16 protein-coding genes are annotated in these 18334 nt (G+C 72.4%); 10 read left to right on the plus strand and 6 right to left on the minus strand.

The window, feature by feature from the left end:
• The first annotated feature begins 315 nt into the window (after positions 1-315).
• Both mutS and MFF21_RS20935 read left to right on the plus strand, forming a co-directional pair.
• A complete protein-coding gene (mutS, locus tag MFF21_RS20930) occupies positions 316-3054 on the plus strand; it encodes a DNA mismatch repair protein MutS (RefSeq protein WP_238313662.1) in 2739 nt (912 codons plus the stop codon).
• 95 nt (positions 3055-3149) lie between these two features.
• Entirely contained in the window at positions 3150-3314 is a 165-nt protein-coding gene (locus tag MFF21_RS20935; RefSeq protein WP_238313664.1) for a hypothetical protein, read from the plus strand.
• Positions 3315-3380: 66 nt separating this feature from the next.
• Here the strand turns inward: MFF21_RS20935 and MFF21_RS20940 are convergent, their stop codons facing one another.
• Positions 3381-4205 carry an FTR1 family iron permease gene (locus MFF21_RS20940; protein WP_238313666.1) on the minus strand — a complete coding sequence of 275 codons (825 nt, stop codon included), beginning with the start codon at positions 4203-4205 and terminating at the stop codon, positions 3381-3383.
• Positions 4206-4620: 415 nt separating this feature from the next.
• Between MFF21_RS20940 and MFF21_RS20945 the strand changes: the two genes are divergently transcribed.
• The 4 genes from MFF21_RS20945 (at position 4621) to MFF21_RS20960 (ending at position 7327) form a co-directional block, all read left to right on the plus strand.
• Positions 4621-4866, plus strand: coding sequence for a hypothetical protein (locus MFF21_RS20945; protein WP_238313668.1), 246 nt, complete (start codon positions 4621-4623; stop codon positions 4864-4866).
• Between the two features lie 133 nt (positions 4867-4999).
• On the plus strand, positions 5000-5449 hold the full coding sequence (locus MFF21_RS20950; RefSeq protein ID WP_238313670.1) for a hypothetical protein: 450 nt from the start codon (positions 5000-5002) through the stop codon (positions 5447-5449).
• Between the two features lie 118 nt (positions 5450-5567).
• On the plus strand, positions 5568-6464 hold the full coding sequence (locus MFF21_RS20955) for a GGDEF domain-containing response regulator (protein WP_238313672.1): 897 nt from the start codon (positions 5568-5570) through the stop codon (positions 6462-6464).
• Between the two features lie 182 nt (positions 6465-6646).
• On the plus strand, positions 6647-7327 hold the full coding sequence (locus MFF21_RS20960) for a LuxR C-terminal-related transcriptional regulator (protein ID WP_238313674.1): 681 nt from the start codon (positions 6647-6649) through the stop codon (positions 7325-7327).
• Positions 7328-7423: 96 nt separating this feature from the next.
• Here MFF21_RS20960 and MFF21_RS20965 read toward each other — a convergent pair whose 3' ends face one another.
• Positions 7424-8839 carry a cytochrome ubiquinol oxidase subunit I gene (locus MFF21_RS20965; RefSeq protein WP_238313675.1) on the minus strand — a complete coding sequence of 472 codons (1416 nt, stop codon included), beginning with the start codon at positions 8837-8839 and terminating at the stop codon, positions 7424-7426.
• A 155-nt stretch (positions 8840-8994) separates the two neighbouring features.
• Here MFF21_RS20965 and pyk point away from each other — a divergent pair, with 155 nt between their 5' ends.
• Positions 8995-10416, plus strand: coding sequence for a pyruvate kinase (pyk, locus tag MFF21_RS20970; RefSeq protein WP_238313677.1), 1422 nt, complete (start codon positions 8995-8997; stop codon positions 10414-10416).
• A 10-nt stretch (positions 10417-10426) separates the two neighbouring features.
• Here the strand turns inward: pyk and MFF21_RS20975 are convergent, their stop codons facing one another.
• On the minus strand, positions 10427-11608 hold the full coding sequence (locus tag MFF21_RS20975) for a DNA topoisomerase IB (protein ID WP_238313679.1): 1182 nt from the start codon (positions 11606-11608) through the stop codon (positions 10427-10429).
• Between the two features lie 64 nt (positions 11609-11672).
• Positions 11673-12104, minus strand: coding sequence for a GNAT family acetyltransferase (locus MFF21_RS20980; protein ID WP_238313681.1), 432 nt, complete (start codon positions 12102-12104; stop codon positions 11673-11675).
• A 48-nt stretch (positions 12105-12152) separates the two neighbouring features.
• Between MFF21_RS20980 and MFF21_RS20985 the strand changes: the two genes are divergently transcribed.
• From MFF21_RS20985 to MFF21_RS20995, 3 genes are all read left to right on the plus strand, one after another.
• Positions 12153-13325 carry a glycosyltransferase gene (locus MFF21_RS20985; protein ID WP_238313682.1) on the plus strand — a complete coding sequence of 391 codons (1173 nt, stop codon included), beginning with the start codon at positions 12153-12155 and terminating at the stop codon, positions 13323-13325.
• Entirely contained in the window at positions 13322-13987 is a 666-nt protein-coding gene (locus tag MFF21_RS20990) for a class I SAM-dependent methyltransferase (protein WP_238313684.1), read from the plus strand. Before MFF21_RS20985 ends, MFF21_RS20990 begins: the two co-directional genes overlap by 4 nt.
• A 183-nt stretch (positions 13988-14170) precedes the next feature.
• Positions 14171-16924, plus strand: coding sequence for a caspase family protein (locus tag MFF21_RS20995; protein ID WP_238313686.1), 2754 nt, complete (start codon positions 14171-14173; stop codon positions 16922-16924).
• Positions 16925-16997: 73 nt separating this feature from the next.
• Here the strand turns inward: MFF21_RS20995 and MFF21_RS21000 are convergent, their stop codons facing one another.
• Entirely contained in the window at positions 16998-17279 is a 282-nt protein-coding gene (locus MFF21_RS21000; protein WP_238313688.1) for a hypothetical protein, read from the minus strand.
• Between the two features lie 121 nt (positions 17280-17400).
• Positions 17401-18330, minus strand: a complete 930-nt coding sequence (locus tag MFF21_RS21005) for an EcsC family protein (protein ID WP_444543583.1) — start codon at positions 18328-18330, stop codon at positions 17401-17403.
• Positions 18331-18334 lie beyond the last annotated feature (4 nt).

Below are 18334 nucleotides of genomic sequence, written 5' to 3' on the forward strand. Positions count from 1 at the left end.
TCGTCAGGCTCATAACCTGAAGGTCGCAGGTTCAAATCCTGCCCCCGCAACCAAAACAACCCAAGACAAACACAACGCTACACAAGCCCGCCCACACAAGGCGGGCTTTCGCGCGTTCAGTCCCACCCACCAGGACAAAATCCCGCCCACCGACAGGCGAGCGCGCCTCCAGGTGGTCTTGCCGCTACAGCCCCGAGCCGCAGCCTGCACCGTGGAGGATTGTCCACGGCTGATCGCAGGCGATAGGAAGGAGCCGCGCCGCGGCTCTGCTAGCTTCGGCGCATGCGCCGCGAAGCCAGCTCTCCCGTTCGACCCATGCCCCTGAAACAGCGTGCGGAAGCCGCGGAGACCGTGCGCTCCGCCCCCGACGAGCACGCCGCGCGCATCGCCGGCGCCACGCCGATGATGGCGCAGTACATCGAGATCAAGGCGGCCAATCCCGATTGCCTCCTGTTCTACCGGATGGGCGATTTCTACGAGCTGTTCTTCGAGGACGCCGAGATCGCCTCCCGGGCCCTCGGCATCGTGCTGACCAAGCGCGGCAAGCACGGGGGCGCCGACATCCCGATGTGCGGCGTGCCGGTGGAGCGGGCCGACGATTACCTGAGCCGCCTGATCGCCCTCGGCCACCGCGTCGCCGTCTGCCAGCAGGTCGAGGATCCCGCCGAGGCCAAGAAGCGCGGGCCGAAGGCCGTCGTGCGCCGCGAGGTCCAGCGCCTCGTCACCCCCGGCACCATCACCGAGGACCGCCTGCTCGATCCGGCGCGGGCGAACCTCCTCCTGGCCCTCGGCCGCCGCAAGCTCTCGGAAAAGGCCTTCGCCTACGGGCTCGCCGCCATCGACATCTCCACCGGCCGCTTCGGCCTGAGCGAGGTCGCCGACACGGATCTTGCCGCCGCCATCGCCCGCTACGAGCCCCGGGAGATCGTCCTGCCCGAGGGCCTGTTCTCCGATCCCGCCCTGGCCCGGCTCTGGCGCGACACCCGCGCCGCGGTGACGCCCCTCGCCCAGGCCGAGCTCGAACCGGCCTCCGCGGAACGGCGCCTCCGCGAGCAGTTCGGCGTCTCGACGCTCGACGGCTTCGGCAGCTTCACCCGGGCCGAGATCGCCGCGGCCGGGGCCGCGCTCCTCTACATCGCCCGCACCCAGATCGGGGCGAAGGTGCCGCTCTCGCCCCCGAGCCGCGAGGCGAGCGGCGAGACCATGGCGATCGACGCCGCCACCCGCGCCAATCTCGAACTGACCCGCACCCTCTCCGGCGAGCGCCGGGGCAGCCTGCTCGACACGATCGACCGCACGGTCTCGGCCGGGGGCGCCCGCCTGCTCGCCGAACATCTGGCCGGTCCCCTCACCGACCTGGAAAAGATCGGGCGCCGGCACGATGCCGTGGCCTTCCTCGTCCGCGAGGCCGGATTGCGGGAGGCCCTGCGCGCGGCGCTGGCCCGCGCCCCCGATCTCGCCCGGGCCCTGACCCGGATCGGCCTCGGCCGGGGCGGCCCCCGCGATCTCGCCGCCCTGCGCGACGGGCTCTCGGCCGCCGCCGCCATCGAGGAGCGGCTCGCCGCCCATGAGGGCCTGCCGGAGGCGCTCGGCGCCATCGGCGAGCGCCTGGCGGAGGTCGATTCCGGGCTGGTGGCGGAACTCGCCGCGGCGCTGGCCGACGACCTTCCCCTCAACCGCCGCGACGGCAATTTCGTGCGCGCCGGCTACCATGCCGAGATCGACGAGGCCCGCGAGCTCGGCCAGGATTCGCGCAAGGTCATCGCCGCCCTGCAGGCGCGCTATGCCGAGGAGAGCGGCTGCCGCACCCTGCGCATCAAGCACAACAACGTGCTCGGCTATTATATCGAGGTGCCCCAGGCCGTGGGCGAGGCCTGCCTCAAGGGGCTGATGCGCGACTTCGTGCATCGCCAGACCATGGTCGACGCCATGCGCTTCACGAGCGTGGAGCTCGGTGCCCTCGAATCGAAGATCTCCGGGGCCGCCGACCGGGCGCTCGCCCTGGAGGGCGCGGTGTTCGAGGCCCTGGCCGCCCGGGTGATCGGGCAGGCGGAGGCCATCGCCGACATCGCCGAGGCCCTGGCCAGCCTCGACGTCGCCGGAAGCCATGCGGCGCTCGCCGTCGAGCAGGCCTGGACACGCCCCGTCATCGAGGAGGGACTCGCCTTCGCCATCGAGGGCGGCCGCCATCCCGTGGTCGAGGCGGCCCTGGCCAAGGGCGGCGAGGGCTTCATCGCCAATGATTGCGACCTGTCGGGGGAGGCGGCCGGGCGCATCCGCCTCGTCACCGGCCCGAACATGGGCGGCAAGTCGACCTTCCTGCGCCAGAACGCGCTCATCGCCGTGCTGGCCCAGATGGGGGCCTTCGTGCCGGCGACCTCCGCCCGGCTCGGTCTCGTCGACCGGCTCTTCTCCCGCGTCGGCGCCGCCGACGACCTCGCCCGGGGCCACTCGACCTTCATGGTCGAGATGGTCGAGACCGCCGCGATCCTGAACCAGGCGACCCGCCGCTCCCTGGTGGTGCTGGACGAGATCGGCCGCGGCACCGCCACCTTCGACGGCCTCTCCATCGCCTGGGCCTGCCTGGAGCACCTGCACGAGACGAACGGGTGCCGGGCCCTGTTCGCCACGCATTTCCATGAGCTGACCGCGCTCAGCCAGCGCCTGCCCCGGCTCGACAACGCCACGCTCAAGGTGGCCGAGCATCGCGGCGAGGTGATCTTCCTGCACGAGGTGGTGCCGGGCGTGGCGGAGCGTTCCTACGGCTTGCAGGTCGCGCGCCTCGCCGGGCTGCCGGGCAGCGTCGTGGCCCGGGCCGGCGCCATCCTGAAGGGTCTGGAGAAGTTGGAGCGCGAGCGCCCCGGCCGCCGCGCCATCGAGGACCTGCCGCTCTTCGCGAGCCTCGCCGAGGCGCCCCCGCCGGCCGCCGCGCCGGTGGAGCGCGACGACCGCCTCGGCCGCCTCCTCGACGGGATCGATCCCGATGCGATGACGCCGCGCGAGGCCCTCGAGGCCCTCTATCGGCTGAAGAGCGCCCGGGCCCAGGAGGGCTGAACAAGAGGGCTGAGCCGGCTTACGCTTTGGTGACCGTCCCCGTGCGAGCATGGAGGGCGCGCATCCGCGCGCCCCGTCGAAGCCGGAGGTCGGCCATGGACCTGTTCTATCGCGGCGTCGAATCGTCCCTGCTCGCCCTGAGCCTCGTCCTCGGGCTCGCCGCCGCGGCCTTCGTCACGCCGACCGACCCGCGCTTGGCCAGCGCGGATCTGGCGGTGACGCTGCCGATGATCAGCGTCACCGGCGGCACGAACGACTGATCCCATCGAAAAAGGCCCGCCGCGATGCGACGGGCCTTTCCGGTGACGAAGCGGTTCGAGCGGGCCTCAGGCCGTCCGCGGGGCGCGCTGCGGCTCCGCGTCCTTCCGGCCGAGCTTGCGCACGAAGTAGACGAGGCCCGCTGCGACCGCCACGGCGAGGATCGCGCCCTGGGTGGCGAGCGCCTCCCAGCTGCCGTTGCTCAGGCCCCATTCGGAGACGAAGGCGGGCACGCCGTCGGTGTTGTAGGAGATGAGCTGCTGCTCCTGCAGTTCCTGGAAGGCCTCGCCGATCATGCGCAGGCCCATGAAGAACAGGAAGGCGGAGGTGATCACGAACATCGGCCGCAGGGGCAGGCGCAGGGCCAGCCACTGCATGGCCACGAACATCGCCACCAGCGCCAGCGCCGCGACGCCGAGGCCCGAGAGGAGCGAGGCGTCGAAGCCGTTCCCGCCCTTGGCCAGGGCGTGGAGGAACAGCACCGTCTCGGCGCCTTCGCGGAACACGGCCAGGAAGGCGATGCCGGCGAGGGAGATCACGGTGCCCGCACCGAGCGCCCGCTCGGCCAGCCGGTTGAGGTCGGCCTGCCAGGCCTTGGGATCCTGACGGATGAACATCCAGCCGCTCATGTAGAACATCAGCACGGCGGCCGCGATCATCACGGCGGCCTCGAACAGGTCGCTGTGAATGCCGTCGTAGAAGGTCTCGAACACCCAGGCCATGCCGAAGCTGGCGACGATGGCGGCGATCGCGCCGAGATAGATCGGCACGATCCGTTCCGAAGCGCCGGCCCGCCGCAGGAAGGCGGCCAGCGCGGCGATCACCAGCAGAGCCTCCAGGCCCTCGCGGAACAGGATCGTGAAGGCTTGTACGAACGTCGAACCGTCCGCCATCGCATGCGCTCCGTGTTGTCGTTGCACCGCACGACCACGCGGGACGTGCTGTTCCCTACATTTTAATGGATCAAAACTGCAGAGAATACAGGTTAGAATTGTTCTTAAGAAGAGCAGAAGCGGCCCACGACACGAATCTGCGCGGGCTTTGTCTGTCGTGGCGGCCTACTCCTATTTACCGTCTACCTGCAAGGCCGTGCCGCGCCGGGCCGCTTTCACGGCTGCGGCATCGTCAGGGCGAGGCCGGTTTCTTTGCCGGTTCTCGAAACCCGTATCGGACGCGCCGGATTTCACGGGCGAAGCCGCAACCAATGGCCGCGCTCCGAATTACCGATTCAGAGAAGAACGGGGCGGCGCGCGGCTCTTGGCCGCGCAGAACGGGGCATGCCTGAACCGGGCATGCGGGCAGGGATTCATGATCGCGAGAACGTCCAGCATGGTCGCCCTGGCGGGCGTCCTCATGATCGGCTTTTCCGCCGCCGGACAGGCGGCGCCGGGACAGGCCGACCGGAGCCCGAGCAAGGTGGCGGAGGCATCCCCGGTGAAGCCGGTTTCGGTCGGCGAGGCCGAGGAGGAAACCACGAATTGCATGAAGCCGCGCAAGCGCCTCTGGATCGAGGGCGAGGGCTGGGTCGTCCGCCGCGTCACGATCTGCCGCTGAGCGGGACGGGGCCCTCTTCGGTTCGCGGGACATGGCGGGGTTCAGCACTCTGCCTCCCTGGCGGAGCCCCCGCCCGCGGAACGACGATGCGCCCAAGCCGATTGAGTCCGGGCCGTTTCGGAGTGTGAATCCCATGCGCAGCCTCGTCCGCCCCGCGCTCGCCGCCGCCCTGGTCCTGGGGGCGACCCTCGGTGCGCAGGCGGGCGAGCGCATCCTCTACAGGGCCTATGGCTACGGACCCGCCGGATACGGCGACGGCTATACCTTTGCCGAGCCTTTCGTCTCCGGCAGCTATGTCGGCGCGCCGCTCACGCGCTTCCCCCGTCCGAGCGAGATCGTGCCGCCCGCCTGGGGCTACGGCACCTACGGGGTGCCGACCTATAGCGGGATCCGGCAGGGGCCCGCGGCCAAGCCGATGCTCTACGTCATCGACAGCCCCCGCGGTGCGCCGTCCCGCGCCGGCACGGGGCGGGCCCGCATCGTCGAGCGCGGCCACGATGGACGCTGGTCGGATACGGAGCGCGGCGCCGAGACGCGTGGCGGCGGCGCCCGCGTGGTCGACGTGACGGTGCCGCGCCGCTGAGGACGCGGGCTTCGGCCGTTCGGGGATTCTTCGCAATATCCGAGAACCGGGAGCCTCCCGTTAACACCCTGGTCGTATCTTGCGCGGAGCGTTTCTTGCGCAGGGGGCCGTGACGGCCATGCATATCGTCATCGTCGACGCGAGCCGAGTGGTTCTGAAGATCATCGCCGGGCTGCTCGAACCCCGCGGGCACTTGGTCAAGCAGTTCACGGATTCCGCCGAGGCGCTGGCCTACATCACCGACAACCCCTCGGTGCGCGCGCTCATTACCAGCCTCGAGGTGCGGCCCCTCAGCGGGTTCGAGCTGTGCTGGTCGGTCCGCCTGCTCGCCGAGTCCAACCGGCCGATCTCGATCCTGATGATGTCCTCGGCCCACAATGCCCGCAACCTCGCCGAGGCGCTGGACAGCGGCGCCGACGACTTCATCGAGAAGCCGCCGAGCGCCGAGGAGCTGCATGCCCGCCTGCGGGCCGCGGAGCGCCTGACCTCCCTCCAGATGGAGCTGATCCGCCTCGCCGAGACCGATCCGCTCACCGGCCTGCTCAACCGCCGCGCCTTCATGCAGAAGGCCCGCGACGCCGCGGACCGGGCCGGCTCCTTCGGCCAGCTCTCCGCCATCCTGGCCGATATCGACCACTTCAAGCGGATCAACGACGAGCACGGCCACGATGTCGGCGATGCCGCGATCAAGGCCGTCGCCGCGGTGATGGGCGAGCAGGGCCTCCCCTGCCGCTACGGCGGCGAGGAATTCGCGATCATGCTGCCGCACCGCACCCTCGCCGAGGCGGAAGCGCTCGCCGGTCTCCTGCGCGTGCGTGCGGCCGACCTGCGCATCCGCGGCAAGAAGGGGCCGATCCGCCTCACCTGCAGCTTCGGCGTGAGCGAATGGTCGGAGGGCGAGACCATCGACGGCCTGCTCAAGCGGGCCGACATCGCCCTCTACGAGGCCAAGACGGCGGGCCGGAACCGCGTCGTCTCGGCCGCGACCGAACTCGTCCTGGCACGGACCGGCTGAGGCCGGCCCGGCGGCCCATTCCGGGCCGCGCTGCGTTCCGCTTCGGGACGCTCCCGTGCAAGGTGCGCCGAAATCGCAAGGATTTCTCGCCCGCAGGCCGGCTAAACCGTTGGAACGACTCTTGTTCTGTCCCCTACGCATTCTCCGCGATGTATCGTGGAGGCACAGGAGGGGGACGCGGCATGAGTCACGCCGTCGAGGTCTTGATCGTCGATGAGCCGTCCCGGCTCGACCCGAACGCCCGGGCGGTGCTGGAACATGCGCCGTCGCTGCGCACGATCGGCGAGGCCGATCTCGACCGGCTCGATCCCACGCGCCGCACCATCGCCCTGGTCGTCCTCCGCGAAACCCATCTCGACGCCCATTGCGAGCGGATCGCGCGCCTGCGCGCCGGCCGGCCGGGCCTCGAAGTGCTCGTCGCCTTCCACGCCCTGCACCGGGACGAGCTTCAGCGGCTGATCCGGGCGGGGGCCGCCGGCTTCGTCGCCCGCAGCGCGCCGCCCGCCGAGATCTGCGCGGCGATCCTGGCGCTCGCCTCCGACGACGGCGCGCTCGTGGCGCCCCCCGCACCGGCCTCCCATTCCGGGGCAACCAGCGACACCCATGACGGGCTCGGCCTGACGCCGCGGGAGGCGGAGGTCTTGCGCTTCCTCAGCGCCGGCTTCAGCAACAAGGAGGTGGCCCGCCGCCTCTCCCTCAGCGTGCGCACCGTCGAGACGCATCGGCTGAACCTGCGGCGCAAGACGCAGACGGGGCGGCTGAAGGATCTCGTCTCCCTGGCCCGCCAGCTTCGCCTCGATCCGGTGCTCGACGCGGACATGCCGCGCCGGATCCTGCGCGACGAGCGCCCCGCCCGGCACTGAGGGGGCAACGCGCCGGGCGGGGCCGAGTCCCCCCTCAAATACGGAGGCCGCCCCGCCGTTGCGCGGGCGGCCTCCGGTCCTCGACGCGCTGCGGCCTCAGGCCGGATTCGGGCGCAGATCCTCGTCGACGGCCGAGAGCGGGCGCTTGGGCGCGCGCACGAGGCTGCCCTCCGCCATGCCCGGCTCCACGGGATCCGGGCCCTTGCGCAGGAGCTTGGCGAGATAATAGCTGCCGAAGCCGAAGATGATCGCGTAGGCGATCAGGAAGGCGACGAGGGAAGTCGTCACGGCCTGCGCGGCGAGCGGCGAATGCGCGTCCGCGGTCTTGAGCTGCCCGTAGACGATGTAGGGCTGGCGCCCGATCTCGGCGGTGAACCAGCCGAAGATCACCGCGCCGAAGCCCGAGGGCGTCATCAGCATGGCGCAGGTGAGGAAGATCCGGTTGGTGTAGAGCCCGCCCTTCCAGCGCAGCCACAGGCTCCACAGGCTCAGGGCCAGCATGGCCATGCCGATCGCGACCATGATCCGGAAGGAATAGAAGACCGGCCAGACCGGGGGGCGCTTGTCCGGCGTCACCGCCTTCAGCCCCGGCACCACCCCGGAGAAATCGTGGGTGAGGATGAAGGAGCCGAGCTTCGGGATGCCGATCTCGACGTCGTTGCGCTCCGCCTCCATGTTGGGGATGGCGAAGAGCAGCAGCGGCATGTCCTTCTGCGTCTCCCAGTTCGCCTCGATCGCCGCGAGCTTGGTCGGCTGCAGCTTGAGCACGGCGAGGCCGTGGGCGTCGCCCACGAAGATCTGCACCGGCGTGACGATGACCGCGAACCAGAGCGCCATCGACAGGGACAGGCGCGCGCCCCGCACCTTCTCCGGCGGCTCCTTGCGCGCCCGCAGGATCATCCAGGCCGACATGCCCGCCACCGCGAAGGCCGTGGTGAGGAAGCAGCCGAGCACCATGTGGGCGTAGCGGATCGGGAAGGACGGGTTGAAGATCACCGCCCACCAGTCGGTGGCGACCGCCCGCCCGTTCTCGACGGTGAAGCCCGCCGGCGTCTGCATCCAGGAATTGGCCGAGAGGATCCAGAAGGCCGAGATCAGGGTGCCGAGGGAGACCATGCAGGTCGCCAGGAAATGCAGCCGGTCCCCGACCCGCTCCCAGCCGAACAGCATGATCCCGAGGAAGCCGGCCTCCAGGAAGAAGGCGGTTATGACCTCGTACTGGATCAGCGGCCCGAGCACGTTGCCGGTGAAGTCGGAATAGCGCGACCAGTTCGTGCCGAGCTGGTAGCTCATCACGATGCCGGAGACGACGCCGAGGCCGAACGAGACCGCGAAGGCCTTCACCCAGAACTTGTAGAGCGTCCGGTAGACGGGGTTCTTCGTCCAGAGCCACTGCGCCTCGAGCCGCGCCAGGAAGGCGGCCAGCCCGATCGTGAAGGCCGGGAAGATGATGTGGAACGCCATGGTGAAGCCGAACTGGATGCGCGAGAGCATCAGGGCGTCGAGATCCATGGCGTCTCCTTCCGGAAGCCCGGTGCCGCGTCGCGGCCGCTTCCGCACGATGTCTAGAGAATCTCCGTCCGCGCCGCATCCGTTCCGGTTGTCGCGGCGGCCCTTCTGAGCGCGGCGCATTCTGCTAGAAGGGCCGCCCGGGCCAGGAGGACACCATGCGTCGTCACCGCCACGCCAAGATCGTCGCCACCGTCGGGCCGGCGACCTCCGCGCCCGAGACGCTCAAGGCGCTGTTCCTGGCGGGGGTCGACACCTTCCGCCTGAACTTCAGCCACGGCGTCCAGGCCGACCATGCCCGGGTGCATGCCGCGATCCGGGCCCTGGAGGAGGAAGTCGGCCGGCCCATCGCCATCCTGCAGGACCTGCAGGGGCCGAAGATCCGCGTCGGCACCCTGCGGGATGGGCGGCTCGACGTGGTGCCCGGCCAGGGCCTGCGCTTCGTGCTCCGGGGGGCCGAGGGCGATGCCCGCGCGATCCCCCTGCCGCATCCCGAGATCTTCGCCGCGGTGGTGCCCGGCCAGGAATTGCTGATCGATGACGGCCGCGTGCGGGTGCGGGTGACCGGGATCGAGACCGAGGCCCTGGAGGCGGAGGTCGTGATCGGCGGCGCCATCTCCAACCGCAAGGGCGTGAACCTGCCGGGCACGCTCCTCGACCTGTCGCCCTTGACGGAGAAGGACCGGGCCGACCTCGCCTTCGGCCTGGAGCTCGGCGTCGACTGGGTGGCGCTCTCCTTCGTGCAGAAGCCCGCCGACCTGATCGAGGCCCGCGGCCTGATCGGGGACCGGGCTGGCATCATGACCAAGATCGAGAAGCCCCAGGCGCTGGAGCGCATCGACGACATCGTCCGCCTCTCGGACGCGGTGATGGTGGCCCGCGGCGATCTCGGGGTGGAGATCCCGCACGAGGACGTGCCGGGCCGGCAGAAGGAGCTGATCCGCGCCTGCCGGCTGGCGGTGAAGCCGGTGGTGGTGGCGACCCAGATGCTCGATTCGATGGTGGCGGCCCCGACGCCCACCCGGGCGGAGGCCTCCGACGTCGCCACCGCGATCTACGATGGCGCCGACGCGGTGATGCTGTCGGCGGAATCCGCCACCGGGCGCTATCCCGTCGAGGCGGTCACGATGATGGACCGCATCATCCGCTCCGTGGAGGGGCACAAGCTCTACCGCTCCCTGATCGCGGCCTCCGAGCCGGGCGAGGAGGAGACGCCGCCCCATGCGGTCGCGACCGCCACGGCGCAGCTGGCCGAGGCCGTCCACGCCTCGGCGATCGTCGCCTATACCCTGAGCGGGACCACGGCGGCCCGCATCGCCCGCAAGCGCCCGTCCGTGCCGATCCTGGCCCTGACGCCGGATCTCGGTACCTCGCGCCGCCTGAGCCTGCTCTGGGGCACCCACAGCGTCCGCTCGGACGAGGTCGGCACCTACGAGGCCATGGTGGAGAACGCGCTCATCCATGCGGCGGAGGAGGGCTTCGCCGCCGCCAACGACGTCGTCGTGGTCGCCGCCGGCATCCCCTTCGCGGTGCCCGGCAACACCAACAACATCCGCATCGCCCAGATCCCGGCCACCTGAGAGGGCCCGTTCAGGCCGCGCGCCGGCTGCCGCCGCTGGCCCGGGTGGTGCCGGTCCGCCTGGCGGCGCTGCGCTTGCCGGCGGCCGGCTTCTTCGCCGCCTTCACCGCGGCCTTGGCCTCCTGCGCGAGCCGCGTCCGCAGGAGGCCGAGCACGGCCGCCTCCTCCGGCTTGAGCGCGTAGAGGCCGTTGGCGAGCTCGTCCTCCACCGCCTCCTTCACCTGGAACAGCAGGGCGCCCTCCAGGTAGCAGTCGAGGATCTCCGGGTGCACGTAGCACTTGCGGCAGATCGTCGGCGTGTTGCCGAGGCGGCTCGCCACCGCCTCGATCGCGGTGCGCAGGTTGCTCTTGGCCTTGGCCTGGCTGTCGAAGGCCTCGAATTCCCGCAGGGCCAGGGCCGCGAGCACGGTGCCCGCCCAGGTGCGGAAATCCTTGGCGGTGATGTCCTCGCCGGTGATCGCGCGCAGGTAGTCGTTGACGTCCGAGGAGGTGACGTCCCGGCGCTCGCCGTCGTCGTCGAGATACTGGAACAGCTCCTGGCCCGGCAGGTCCTGGCAGGCCTTCACGATCCGGGCGACGCGCCGGTCGCGCAGGGACAGGTTCCATGCCTTGCCGCTCTTGCCCTTGAAGCGGAAGCGGATCTCCGAGCCCTCGATCGTCACATGCGGGTCGCGCAGGGTGGTCAGCCCGTAGCTCCGGTTCGAACGGGCATAGTCGTCGTTGCCGACGCGGATCAGCGTGCTCTCCAGCAGGTGGACCACCGTCGCGAGCACCTTCTCCCGGCACAATCCGCGCTTGCGCATGTCGGCGTCGATGCGGGCGCGGATGCCGGGCAGGGCCTCGGCGAAGGCCATCATCCGCCCGAACTTGGTGGCTTCCCGGGCCTGCCGGAACTCGGGGTGATACCGGTACTGCTTGCGGCCCTTGGCGTCGCGCCCCGTCGCCTGGATGTGGCCGTTGGCGCTGGGGCAGATCCAGACGTCGGTATAGGCCGGCGGGATGGCCAGCGAACGGATGCGGGCGAGCACCTTGGCGTCGCGCACCGGCGCGCCGTGGGCGTCGAGATAGCGGAAGCCCTTGCCGCTCTTGCGCCGGGTCAGGCCCGGCTTGCCGTCGTCGACGTAGCGCAGCCCCGCCTCGGCCGCGGCCTCGCGCAGATCGCCCGGCCCGCCCTCGTTCGTCTCGGCCGCCATGGCCTGCTCCTCCACCTTCGTGGAATCGAGAACCGGAAGCGGGGCTCCGGTGTTCCGAAGGCGGCTACGGCACCAGCCAGCGCTCCAGGACGAGGCGGGGCGCCTCCTCCCAGCCGACCTTGGCGTAGAAGGCGCGCACCGCCGCGTTGGTCGGGCGCACCATCAGCATGGCCTTGCGCACCTGCCGGTCGCGCAGCCAGGCTTCCGCCGCCCGCACCATCGCCCGGCCGAAGCCGCGCCCGCGGCAGGCGGGATCGACGGCGACGTAGTAGAGCCAGCCGCGATGCCCGTCATGCCCGACCATGACGCTCGCGGCGAGGCGGCCGTCCGGCAGGACGCCGAGCAGCACGTCCGAGCCCGGCTTGCCCCTGGCGAGGTCGATATCGGTGTCGGGGTCGTTGTAGGGCACGGTGAGGCGGCAGGCTTCCCAGAGCGCCTTCACCGCCGCCCGGTCCGCGTCCGCGAGGGGGCGGATCGCCAGGCTCGCCTCGTCCATCTCTCGTCCGTCTCCCTCGGGCGCCGGCGCCATGCTACAGGCCGCCCGATGGTCTCCTCCTTCCCCGACGCGCTGGCCGACGGCAAGAGTTTCGCCGGCAAGTCCCTGGTCTTCGTGGTCACCGAGGACTGGTTCTTCGCCTCGCACTTCCTGCCCATGGCCCGGGCCGCCGTGGCGATGGGCCTCTCCGTCGCCGTGGTGACGCGGGTGCGCGCGCACCGCGCCGCCCTCGAGGCGACGGGCGCCCGGGTGGTGGAGCTCGAGGCCGAGCGCTCCAGCCTCAACCCGATGGCGGCGGGCTACGCGGCGGGCCAGCTCTCCGCGATCCTGAAGGCGCTGAAGGCCGATCTCGTCCATTGCATCGCCCTGCGCGGCATCCTGGTCGGCGGCACGGCGGCGGCGATGGCGGGCATCGACCGGCGCGTCTACGCCCTGACCGGGCTCGGGCTGATGGGCGCGCGGGACGACCGCACCGGCCGTCTCGCCCGCCTCGGCCTGAAGGGCCTGATCCGGGGGCCGCTCGCCGGCCGCCGCACCCGCTACCTGTTCGAGAACCCGGACGATGCCCGCGCCCTCGGCCTCGACCCGGCCGATATCGCGGTGACCCTCGTCGGCGGCGCCGGGGTCGATCCGGATCTCTTCGCCCCCGCGCCCCTTCCGCCGGCCCCGCCCCTGCGGGTGGCGATCGTCGCGCGCATGCTCTGGTCGAAGGGCATCGACGTGGCGGTGGAGGCCCTGCGGCGGGCCCGGGCGGAGGGCGTCGCGGTCGAGCTCTCCCTCTACGGCGCCCCCGATGCCTCGAACCGCCGGGCCATCCCCGAGGCGACCCTGCGGGACTGGAGCCGCGACGGCGTGACCTGGCACGGGCCGACCCGGGACGTCGCCGCCGTCCACGCCGCCCATCACGCCGCCTGCCTGCCCTCCCGCGGCGGCGAAGGCCTGCCGCGCAGCCTGCTGGAGGCGGCCGCCTGCGGCCGCGCCCTGATCACCACCGACGTGCCCGGCTGCCGCGACCTCGTGCGCGACGGCGTCGAAGGCCTCGTCGTGCCCCCCGGCGATGCCGGGGCGCTCGCCGCCGCCTTCCGCCGGCTGGCCGCCGCGCCAGAGGAGGTCGCCCGCCTCGGCCAGGGCGCCCGCGAGCGGATCCTCACCGGCGGCTACACCGAGGCGGCCGTCGCCCGGGCCGTGACCGGGCTCTATGCGGAGCTTCTCGCCTCGTGATTCCGGCCAGGGACCGCACCGCCTTCATCCGCGCAGAGACCCGGCTGCGACCGGTGCCGCATGCGCCGGAGATCGCCCTGCACGTCGCCGACGAGGCGACGCGTCTGTGGGAGAAGACCGAGGAGGAATTGGAGGCGATCGGGCTGCCGCCGCCCTTCTGGGCCTTCGCCTGGGCCGGGGGCCAGGCGCTCGCCCGCTACGTCCTCGACCATCCCGAGACGGTGGCGGGCCGGCGCGTGGTCGATTTCGCCTCCGGTTCCGGGCTGGTGGCCATCGCCGCGGCCCGGGCCGGCGCCGCGCATGTGCTCGCCAGCGACCTCGACCCCTTCGCCCTGCACGCGATTCCCCTCAACGCCGCCGCCAACGGCGTGGCCGACCGGATCGAGGCCGTCGCCACCGACCTGATCGGCCGTGGCCGCGCGGCCCTCGGCGCGGAGACCGTGCTCGCCGCCGACATCTGCTACGAGCGCGACCTCGCCGCCCGGGTCACGGGCTGGCTCGAAGGGCTCCAGGGGGAGGGCGTCGCCGTGCTGCTGGGCGATCCCGGCCGCGCCTACCTGCCGAAGAATCGGCTCGAGGCGCTGGCGACCTATGAAGTGCCCGTGACGCGGGCGCTGGAAGACGCCGAAATCAAACGGTCGAGCGTCTGGCGTTTCCGCTGAGTCGGCGGGGCGCGGGCAAGTATTCCGCCCGGCCTGTCCGGTCCTCGGATCATGCGGAGCGCGGCTCTGATCTCGAATTCGTGAGGAGCCGCGCGGGCGCATTCAGTTTGCGTTCAACGGAAGGGTCCTGCAATGCCCCCCGCTTCGGCTCTGCCGCCGAACACGTCGAGGGGGAAACGCGCCATGCGCATCATCCTGCGCCCGTTCCTGGCCCTGCTGGCCGCCCTGGCGCTCGTCCTGCCCACGCTCGCCGGGGCCGCCGCCGCGGGGAGCGAGAAGCGCATCGCCCTCGTCATCGGCAATGCGGAGTACCAGGCCGGCGCGCTCGCCACCCCCGCCAACGATGCCGGCCTGATCGCGCAGACCTTGCAGGCGGCGGGCTTCGACGTGGTCGGCGCCCGCGACCTCGACGAGGAATCCCTGCGCCGGGCCCTGCGCGACTTCACCGACAAGGCCGCCGCCTCGGGGCCGGACACGGTCGCCTTCCTCTACCTCTCGGGCTACGGCCTGCAGCTCTCCGGCGAGAACTACTTCGCCCCGGTCGACGCGCAGATCCCCAGCGCCGCGGACGTGCCCTCGCGGGCCCTGCGCCTCTCGGACTACACGCGGCGCCTCGCGGCGATCCCGCTCAAGGCCCGGTTCGTGGTGCTCGACGCCGCCCGCACGGCGCCCTTCGCCAAGACCGGCGACCCGCTCGCCGGCGGCCTCTCCCTGACGGAGGCCGAGCCCGGCGCGCTCATCGCCTTCAACGCCGCCCCGGGCACGGTCGGCCCGCCGGAGAACGGGCCCTACGGCGCCTATGCCCAGGCCCTGGTCGAGATGATCCGCGAGGGCGGCCTGCAGCCCAACGCCCTGTTCGAGCGGGTGCGCCTGCGGGTGAGCGAGACCACCAAGGGCGCCGAGATGCCCTGGCATTCCGCCCGTATCGATGCGCCCTTCGTCTTCCTGGAGCGCGCGCCCGACGCGCCCCCGGTGGCCGAGCCGCAGCAGGTCTCGGCCCTGCGGTCGCGCCCGATCCGCGAGATCGGCGCCAAGGACGCCTATGCCGTCTGCCTGGAGCGCGACACCCTGGAGGGCTACCAGGATTTCATCGCCGCCTATCCGCACGACGCCCTGGCCAAGCGCGTGCGCGCCCTCGTGGCCGCACGCCGCGAGGCGGTGACCTGGCGGCGGACCTACGTGGCCGACACGCCGGATGCCTACTGGTCCTATCTGAGCCGCTATCCCCGCGGGCCGCATGCCTGGGACGCGCGGCGCCGCCTGCGCGAGCTCGCCGTCGCCCTGGAGCCGCCGCCGCGCTTCGCGATGATCGCCTACGACGTGCCGCCGCCCCCGCCGGAGGAGGTGGTCTATGTCGAGCGCCCGGCGCTCTATCTCGACGATCCGGTCTACGACTTCGCGCCGCCCCCGCCGCCGCCGGCCGTGTTCCTGCCGCCGCCGCCGGCCTACATCGTCGATCTGGCGCCGCCGCCTCCGCCCGTCGCCTATTATGCCCTGCCGGTGCCCGCCTTCACCCCGGTGCCGGACTACGTGAGCGCGCCGGCCTATGTCGCGGCCCCGCCGAACAACGTGATCTACGAGAACATCCACAACACCACGGTCATCAACACGATCAACGAACGCAACGCCGAGATCGCCCGCAACCCGGGCTCCGCCGCCGCGATCGGTGCCGGGGCGGTCGCGGGGGCGGCCCTGGGGGCCGCGGCGGCCCGGGTCGCCCTGCCGCCGGCCGTGGCGCAGAAGGCGGCCCTGCGCGGGCCGATGCCGGCCGGTCCCGGTCAGAACCCGGCCCTGGCGCCCAACCTTGCCCCGAATGTCGCCCCCGGCCAGCCGGGGCAGGGCCTGCGCGGTCCGGCCCTGCCCAACGGCCAGCCGATCCCCGCCCAGGCCGAGCGCCCCGGCGCGATGCCCGGCGCCGTCCCCGGCCAGCCGGGCGCCGTGCCGCCGGGCCAGAACCCCGCCGCGCAGAATCCTGGCCTGCGTCCGGCCATCGGCCAGCCGTTGCCGGGCACGAACGGGCAGCCCCTGCCCGGCCAGCCCAACCCGGCGGATCCGCGGGCGGCCAACGCGCCCGGAAGGGCCCTGCCGGGCATGAACGGCCAGCCGCTTCCGGCTCAGGCGGGTCGCCCCGGTGTCGCGCCCGGCCCGAACCCGGCGGGCGCCCCGCAGCAGGCCGGCCTGCCGAACGCCGCCGAGAGGGCCGCCCCCGCCCCCGGCCGGCCCCTGCCCGGCGCGAACGGTCAGCCGCTCCCGGCCCAGGCCGGGCCGGGCCGCGGGCCGCAGCCGGCCGAGCGGCCTTCGGCGCCCCCCGCCGTGGCGGGCCGCCCCGCTTTGCCGCCCGGCCCGAACCCGGCCGCCGGGCGCGAGGCCCCGCAGCAGGCGCTCCAGGCGCAGAGGGCCCAGCAGGCCGAGGCCGCCGCCCAGCGGGCGCAGGCGGCGCAGCAGCAGGCCGCCCAACGGCAGCAGCAGATGCAGGCCCAGCGCCAGGCGCAGCAGGCCCAGGCCGCGCAGCGCCAGCAGGCCCAAGCCGCGCAGCGTCAGCAGATGCAGCAGCAACAGGCGGCCCAGCGGGCGCAGCAGATGCAGGCGCAGCGTCAGGCCCAGCAGGCCCAGGCCGCGGCGCAGCGCCAGCAGGCCCAAGCCGCGCAGCGTCAGCAGATGCAGCAGCAACAGGCGGCCCAGCGGGCGCAGCAGATGCAGGCGCAGCGTCAGGCCCAGCAGGCCCAGGCCGCAGCGCAGCGCCAGCAGGCTCAAGCCGCCCAGCGCCAGCAGATGATGCAGGCCCAGGCGGCTCAGCGGGCGCAGCAGATGCAGGCGCAGCAGGCCCAGGCCGCCGCCATGCGGCAGCAGCAGATGATGCAGGCGCGCCAGGCCCCGCCGCCGCGGGCTGCCCCGGCCCCCCATGGCGGCTGCCATCCGGGCCAGCCCTGCCGCTGAGGCGGGCCGCCGAAGATCCCGGCGGCCCCGCTCGGGGCGGCCGGGTGCGGTCAGGGTCCCGGTCGGTCGAGGGTCAGCGCTTGGCGACCTGCTTGGGCGCTTTCGGCTTCTCGGTCGAGGCGCCGGAGATCAGCTTGGCGAGATGCTGCTGGTCGAGGCCCTGCATGATCGAGGCCGCCGGGGCCGTCGCGGCGGCTTCCAGCTTGCGGGGCGCGATCGACCCCGTCGCGGCGGGGTCGGGGATCTTCGCCGTCGCGGTGGGTTCGCGCTGAACCCGCATCGCCCAATGGGCGGCGGTGGAGAGGGCTGCGATCGCCAGGATCGCCTTGATGCCACTCGTGAGAATGCGCCGCATGGCCGGACCTGAACTTACGCGAGAGAACGCGGCCGGTTTCGCGGCCTGCCGGTAACATCGCGCAAGATCGTGAACGAAGCCGTAGCGAAGGCTTGACTGTGCCGTGCCGGAATGGCGCGAATCACCCGATCCCGAAGGCGTCCTTCTCCGCCGCGTAGGCCTGCCGGATCGCCTCCTTGCCGTAGCTGCGCTCCAGGCGGCGCACGGTGAAATGCGCCCGCGCCATCGACTGGAAATGGTCCATGAAGGCGGTGTTGACCGCTGCGCCGCCCACGGCGCCGATCAGCGGTACGGCCTGGGCTGCCACCTTCTGCGAGACGACGAGGCCGAAGCGCGCCGCGATCTGCGCGGAGAAGCGCATCAGCGCCGGGGCGCCGGCATCGAGCAGGGAGCGGTGCGCGGCGTAACGCGCGGCCTCCGACATGGTCTTGGCCAGGGCCGCGCGCACGGCGAAGTAGCCGCTGTCGGCGAGCGCCGTCTCGGCGCCGTTGCGGCCGCCCAGCGCGAAGACCTGGACGCAGGCGAGCGCGCCCTCGGGATCGCTCAGATCCTCGCCCTCCTCGCGGGCGATCTCGGCGATGGAGCGCAGCATCAGGGTGGTGGAGAGGGGCAGCTCGACGGCGAGGCTCGGCAGGCCGAAGGCGCCGCCCACGGCGCCGGACAGGGCGGCGAAGACCTTGTGGCGGGCATCGCTCGACCCGAGCAGGCGGGAGAGCCGGCTCGCCGTCTCCGCGGAGACGGTCTCGACCGCGGTGCCGGCGCCTTCGCCGGTCGCCTTCACGGTCCGGTCGGGCAGGGTGGCGAGGGCGATGCGCAGGGCCGTGCGCATGGCGCCCTCGGTGGAGCGGGCGACCGCCTCGGTGACCGGGCCGGGCAGGGCGCGGCCGATCATCTCCAGGGGCGCGCCCGCGGCGGCGGAGAGGCGGGCGGCGAGGCCCGGCCGTTCCAGGGCGGCGACCGCCCGGCGCAGGGCGGCGAGGTCCTCGGCCGTCAGGGGCGGCGGGATGGGGGTTCCGGTCGGGACGGGGAGGATCTCGCCGGACAGGGCAATCTCG

It is taken from the genome of Methylobacterium organophilum, assembly GCF_022179465.1.
GTDB lineage: Bacteria > Pseudomonadota > Alphaproteobacteria > Rhizobiales > Beijerinckiaceae > Methylobacterium > Methylobacterium organophilum.

Excerpts from the sequence above, each read along its gene's own strand:
- mutS (WP_238313662.1), top strand. The coding sequence starts at position 316 with ATGCCCCTGAAACAGCGTGCGGAAGCCGCGGAGACCGTGCGCTCCGCC.
- MFF21_RS20935 (WP_238313664.1), top strand. The coding sequence starts at position 3,150 with ATGGACCTGTTCTATCGCGGCGTCGAATCGTCCCTGCTCGCCCTGAGC.
- MFF21_RS20940 (WP_238313666.1), bottom strand. The coding sequence starts at position 4,205 with ATGGCGGACGGTTCGACGTTCGTACAAGCCTTCACGATCCTGTTCCGC.
- MFF21_RS20945 (WP_238313668.1), top strand. The coding sequence starts at position 4,621 with ATGATCGCGAGAACGTCCAGCATGGTCGCCCTGGCGGGCGTCCTCATG.
- MFF21_RS20950 (WP_238313670.1), top strand. The coding sequence starts at position 5,000 with ATGCGCAGCCTCGTCCGCCCCGCGCTCGCCGCCGCCCTGGTCCTGGGG.
- MFF21_RS20955 (WP_238313672.1), top strand. The coding sequence starts at position 5,568 with ATGCATATCGTCATCGTCGACGCGAGCCGAGTGGTTCTGAAGATCATC.
- MFF21_RS20960 (WP_238313674.1), top strand. The coding sequence starts at position 6,647 with ATGAGTCACGCCGTCGAGGTCTTGATCGTCGATGAGCCGTCCCGGCTC.
- MFF21_RS20965 (WP_238313675.1), bottom strand. The coding sequence starts at position 8,839 with ATGGATCTCGACGCCCTGATGCTCTCGCGCATCCAGTTCGGCTTCACC.
- pyk (WP_238313677.1), top strand. The coding sequence starts at position 8,995 with ATGCGTCGTCACCGCCACGCCAAGATCGTCGCCACCGTCGGGCCGGCG.
- MFF21_RS20975 (WP_238313679.1), bottom strand. The coding sequence starts at position 11,608 with ATGGCGGCCGAGACGAACGAGGGCGGGCCGGGCGATCTGCGCGAGGCC.
- MFF21_RS20980 (WP_238313681.1), bottom strand. The coding sequence starts at position 12,104 with ATGGACGAGGCGAGCCTGGCGATCCGCCCCCTCGCGGACGCGGACCGG.
- MFF21_RS20985 (WP_238313682.1), top strand. The coding sequence starts at position 12,153 with ATGGTCTCCTCCTTCCCCGACGCGCTGGCCGACGGCAAGAGTTTCGCC.
- MFF21_RS20995 (WP_238313686.1), top strand. The coding sequence starts at position 14,171 with ATGCGCATCATCCTGCGCCCGTTCCTGGCCCTGCTGGCCGCCCTGGCG.
- MFF21_RS21000 (WP_238313688.1), bottom strand. The coding sequence starts at position 17,279 with ATGCGGCGCATTCTCACGAGTGGCATCAAGGCGATCCTGGCGATCGCA.